General features: G+C 32.9%; 4 protein-coding genes and 1 riboswitch. Of the genes, 2 read left to right on the plus strand and 2 right to left on the minus strand.

Translation table 11 applies throughout. The features are described from left to right. Positions 1 to 372: 372 nt before the first annotated feature. Complete coding sequence (locus tag V7014_RS03700) at positions 373 to 1,257, plus strand: YitT family protein (RefSeq protein ID WP_438824856.1); 885 nt, start codon at positions 373 to 375, stop codon at positions 1,255 to 1,257. A 70-nt stretch (positions 1,258 to 1,327) separates the two neighbouring features. Here V7014_RS03700 and V7014_RS03705 read toward each other — a convergent pair whose 3' ends face one another. Together V7014_RS03705 and V7014_RS03710 are read right to left on the minus strand one after the other, a co-directional pair. After that, complete coding sequence (locus V7014_RS03705; RefSeq protein WP_335504303.1) at positions 1,328 to 2,449, minus strand: ATP-binding protein; 1,122 nt, start codon at positions 2,447 to 2,449, stop codon at positions 1,328 to 1,330. A gap of 394 nt (positions 2,450 to 2,843) precedes the next feature. Further along, a complete protein-coding gene (locus V7014_RS03710) occupies positions 2,844 to 3,713 on the minus strand; it encodes a cation diffusion facilitator family transporter (RefSeq protein ID WP_335504305.1) in 870 nt (289 codons plus the stop codon). A gap of 305 nt (positions 3,714 to 4,018) precedes the next feature. Then, positions 4,019 to 4,118, plus strand: a riboswitch (TPP riboswitch). Positions 4,119 to 4,230: 112 nt separating this feature from the next. On the opposite strand from V7014_RS03710, the gene thiT reads away from it, so the two are divergent. Continuing rightward, positions 4,231 to 4,809 (plus strand): energy-coupled thiamine transporter ThiT, encoded by a 579-nt coding sequence (thiT, locus tag V7014_RS03715; protein ID WP_335504307.1) that lies wholly within the window; start codon positions 4,231 to 4,233, stop codon positions 4,807 to 4,809. Positions 4,810 to 4,840 lie beyond the last annotated feature (31 nt).

Genomic DNA, 4,840 nt, shown 5'->3' on the forward strand with positions numbered 1-4,840 from the left:
AAAGTTTCACTTTATTAGAAGTAACACTTTTTATATGAAATAATGCATATCGGTTTCACTGAGCAAAAAATTACGTTATCATTATAAATAGGTAAAATATTATCTACATAAAATGAAAAACTATATAATTCTCCTTCTAAATAACTCAAATTCTTCGGATGGTTTTTATCCATTTAATTCATTCTTAGATGTCTCTTCTTAACAAAAGCTAAATCAAAGAAGCTAAATAAGCGATAAGTATCAGTAAAAAACTATTTTTTACATATAATGATTGATGAGGGACGAGAGTGTTTCCTTAGTAATTATTTTTTAAGTTATAATCGATTTTAATAAAAAATAAATGACAATAAGGAGGATGGTTTATTGGATACCATAAATAAAGAAACAATCAAAAAAATAAAGCATAGGGGTTTAACTAAAAGGAGAATTGCTCAACGTATTTTATTTATCACGATTGGTGCTCTTCTCATGGCGATAGGATTAGAAAGCGTACTTGTACCTAACCAGGTAATTGATGGTGGAATAACGGGTATATCGATTATTACTTCACATTTATCAGGGGTTAGCTTGGGCGTATTTATCTTTCTTTTCAATATACCGTTTTTCTTCATCGGTTATAAGCAGATAGGAAAAACCTTTGCTCTGTCAACGATGTATGGAATTATTGTCCTATCAATTAGTATTTCATTGCTTCATGGCATGCCTGTTTTCACTGAAGATGTACTGTTGGCTGCTTTATTCGGTGGGGCATTAATCGGGGTCGGTATTGGAATTGTTATGAGGAATGGTGGTTCGTTGGATGGTACAGAAATATTGGCCATTGTTTTCAATAAAAAATTGCCATTTTCCGTTGGGGAAATGATTATGTTTGTAAACATTTTCATCTTAGGTAGTGCAGGGTTTGTTTATGGCTGGGACCGAGCGATGTATTCGTTACTTGCTTACTTTGTAGCTTATAAAACAATTGATACTGTGCTACAAGGCCTGGATGAATCGAAATCTGCATGGATTATAAGTGACTATCATGTGGAAATTGGAGAAGCGCTTTTAGCTCGTCTTGGTCGTGGCGTTACATATTTAACTGGTGAAGGTGCTTACACTGGAGATGAAAAGAAAGTAATCTTTACAGTTATAACACGTCTGGAAGAAGCAAAATTGAAATCAATTGTGGAAGAAATTGATCCAGATGCATTTTTAGCCGTTGCGAATATTTCTGAAGTTCGAGGCGGAAGATTTAAGAAGAGGGCTATCCACTAGGTTAAATATTAGAAAAAGAGATTGTCAGAAGGGCTATTCTTTCTTGCAGTCTCTTTTTCTATTTCTAATGTTATGTACAGTGGGCTACTGGTAAGGTGATTATAAAAGATGTACAAGCTTCAGAAGATACACATATTAAAGTTCCATCGTGTCTTTCAATAATTTGTTTGCATACGAACAGACCTAGACCCGTTCCAACAGCTTTTGTTGTAATAAATGGTTTGAAAATGTCTTCGATTAGGTCTTCACTGATTTGTGGTCCGTTATTTGTAATCTTTAATTGAACCATATGAGCGTCCATTTGTTGGCTTGTAATAGTTATGGTTGGATTTGGTGTGGTGTTCAAAACATCTAATGCATTAAATATGATATTTAGTAATACTTGTCTAATTTCTTCAAGTTGCCCAAGAATAAAAATATTCTCCTCCACAAATGTCTCAACATGAACATTGATATCAACAATACTTGGATATAGGAATGTAATGACCTCGTCTATTAATCGATCTAATGTAAAAACAACGACTTTTCGATCTATTTCATCTTTGCGTGAAATAGCTAAAAATTCAGATATTCTTAAATTTAATTGTTCAAGTTCACTATAAATAATATCTAAGTAATTCAAGTTAGGGTACTCAGCTTTTAATAACTGAATAAAGCCTTTTATTGATGTAAGAGGGTTTCTGAATTCATGAACAAAACTAGATGTCATTTGACCAAGTAAAGTTAACCTCTCTTTATGAGCCTCAGATAATATTTCATTTTGCTTTTGAATGATTTCGTTTTGCAAATCAGCAAAAGAGGAAGCTGTATAAAATATTAAAGAATCAAATGTGTTTTCCAATTCAATCATCCATTGATCAAATTGAGAAATACCTTTGAAATGCTGATTAATACTGTCTGCAATTTGTTTTTTTACTATGGATATATTACTAAGAACGTTCCGTATATGTACTCCAGTTCTAACTCTTTCTGATGCAATTTTCATTGCTAACCCATTTATTTGCTCTGACAAATCTAAATTTGGATGCTGTAATTTTAATAGGAATAAGGCATATGTAGTGCGTGAATTATTTAGCATCGACTCCTTTAAAGCTTCATCTGGTGAAAATGTCAATTTATCTTTCCAAGAATGATAAATGTCCTCTTCATGTTTTTGTAAAAAGTGAATAATCACTTCATTTTCTACATGCATTTTTGTAAACACCCCCAGTTAATATGATATAAGTTGGACCTTATCAAAAGAAAATAAAAATTGTATATGTTATGTGAAAAGTTGGTTGAGAAAAATATAGTATGGATTATATAAATAATAACATTTTCCTTCTAAAATAAGGTGAGTAAATTGATTCAAGAGTATCACAGCAATCATGTAAGATTGAATAGATACATTTGTAGTCGGTAGTTTTTACTATACAAATAGCTCCATCATTTTTATAAATATAAAGTGAATGGAGCTACAATTTGATTGCACCACTTTTTGTAAAAAGGTATTCTTGGTTTATGATTATAATTCCTCTTTTTAAGGTGGAAATATTATAAAATACGATTCGTTATACCTATTTAGGCTAAAGTTTAAAGTTTTGTAATTATAAGTAGGGCTCTACATGGATTAAAGCATGTTGTATACCATGTTTTTCTAACAATTGATGTTCTACATGATCCGATATGTTGTGACTATCAATTACATTTAGGGATTTATTTACTTGAATGGTAGCCTCAATCAAAACTTCATTACCATGCATTCTCCCTTTTAGATCACATGTATATAATACACCAGGTGTTGAAGCGATAGTGCCCTTAATCGAAACTAGCAACTCTTGATCAAAGCCATCTGTTAAACTATGCGAAGCATCAAAAAATATACTCCAGGCGGTTTTACAAATAATAAAACCAACAATAATTGCGGCAACTGTATCTAACCAATTAATTCCAATCCAAGTTCCGATTATACCTACAAGAGCACCAATACTAACGAGTGCATCAGAAAGATTATCTTTTGCAACCGCAAATAAAGAAGCATTATTCGTTTTAATGCTTAATTGTTTATTATATTTATAGATGCCAAACATAAATAATGCTGAAAAAGCTGCAGCGATTGCTGTCATAAGAGAAGGCTCTTCAGTTCCTTTATCAACTAGTGACTGAAAAGCTTGTGCAATTACACTTATTCCTACAGTCATCATAATAAAAGCTGCTACTAATGATGCTACTGTTTCAGCTCTTGTATGTCCATATAAGTGATCTTCGTCAGGCGGTTTAACGGAAATTTTTAGACCAATCAATACAGCTATTGAGGCAATGATATCGGTGGAATTGTTTAATCCATCAGCCCATAATCCTTCAGAATGACCAAAGAATCCAATTGAAAGTTTAATAGTAGACATTAACAGATATGCTAATATACTAATCCATGCTCCTTTTTGAGCTAAATTTTCAAGTGATTTGTCCTTTGACATTATGTCCGCCTCCTTTGTTTTTGACTGAATTTTCAAATGGAAACAATGCCTATCCAATGAATGTTGATTAGGCTCGTTTTAGCAATGATTTATTTCTTAAAGAATAGTGTAAATAAATGTTTTTCTTTACTTTGCTAAATAAAGATAACAAACGAAATTCATGTGTGTCTAGAGCAACATTGTATGTAATACTCACAAGAATTGTATGCTTTCAGTCTTATTGAAAAGAGCAAAAGAAGTTGCGCGAGGGAAAAAGATTGAAATTCCCATTAAAAGGTTGTAGAGTAATAGTTATTAAATATCATATCGTCCACAAGGGGAGCCGAGGCTGAGAGTGAACGTAATAGTTCAGACCCTATGAACCTGTTAGTTAATACTAGCGTAGGGATGTGGTTATGGATTAAACAATGTAGGTGTCCATTTCCATCCTTCATTGTTTTTTTGTTATTGTAGAAAAATAATGAAGGTATAGAACTCTCTCGTTTTTTTTCTCTTTTGGAAGTAAGGGAGAATGAATATGAAGAACAAAACATTATTTATGGTTGAAGTGGCTGTTTTTGCAGCACTAGCTTTATTGTTAGACTTGGTGTCTAATTTTGTCTTTTCAAGAATTTGGCCTCAAGGTGGATCCGTTTCGATTGCCATGTTACCTGTGTTTTTAATGGCATTTCGTTGGGGATTAAAAGGCGGTTTATTAACAGGGTTTCTTTTAGGTATGCTCCAAGTTGTTTTAGGTCAGGCCTATATTATGCACCCAGTACAAGGATTTATTGATTATTTCTTTGCATTTACAGTAGTTGGTTTTGCCGGGATATTTGCAAAAGGAATCAGCGATGGATTCGCCAATGGGAATAGAAGTAAAGCTATTAGCCAAATGATTTTAGGGGTGTTTATTGGTAGCGGACTAAGATATCTTTGTCATTTTGCTACGGGAATCATTTTCTTTGGATCGGGTGCTCCTGAAGGTCAACCGGTTGCATTGTTTTCAGCAATTTATAATGGTACGTATATGTTGCCTAGCTTTATTCTTTGTGCAGTTTTAGTAGTAATGTTATATACGGCAGCTTCAAGGGTGTTATTGAGAAGAGTTGCTTAAATTATAGAAAAAGAGGGCTGTCCGAAAAGTG

Source organism: Bacillus sp. JJ722 (assembly GCF_036963345.1).
GTDB lineage: Bacteria > Bacillota > Bacilli > Bacillales > DSM-1321 > Bacillus_AD.

Excerpts from the sequence above, each read along its gene's own strand:
- V7014_RS03705 (WP_335504303.1), bottom strand. The coding sequence starts at position 2,449 with ATGCATGTAGAAAATGAAGTGATTATTCACTTTTTACAAAAACATGAA.
- V7014_RS03710 (WP_335504305.1), bottom strand. The coding sequence starts at position 3,713 with ATGTCAAAGGACAAATCACTTGAAAATTTAGCTCAAAAAGGAGCATGG.
- thiT (WP_335504307.1), top strand. The coding sequence starts at position 4,231 with ATGAAGAACAAAACATTATTTATGGTTGAAGTGGCTGTTTTTGCAGCA.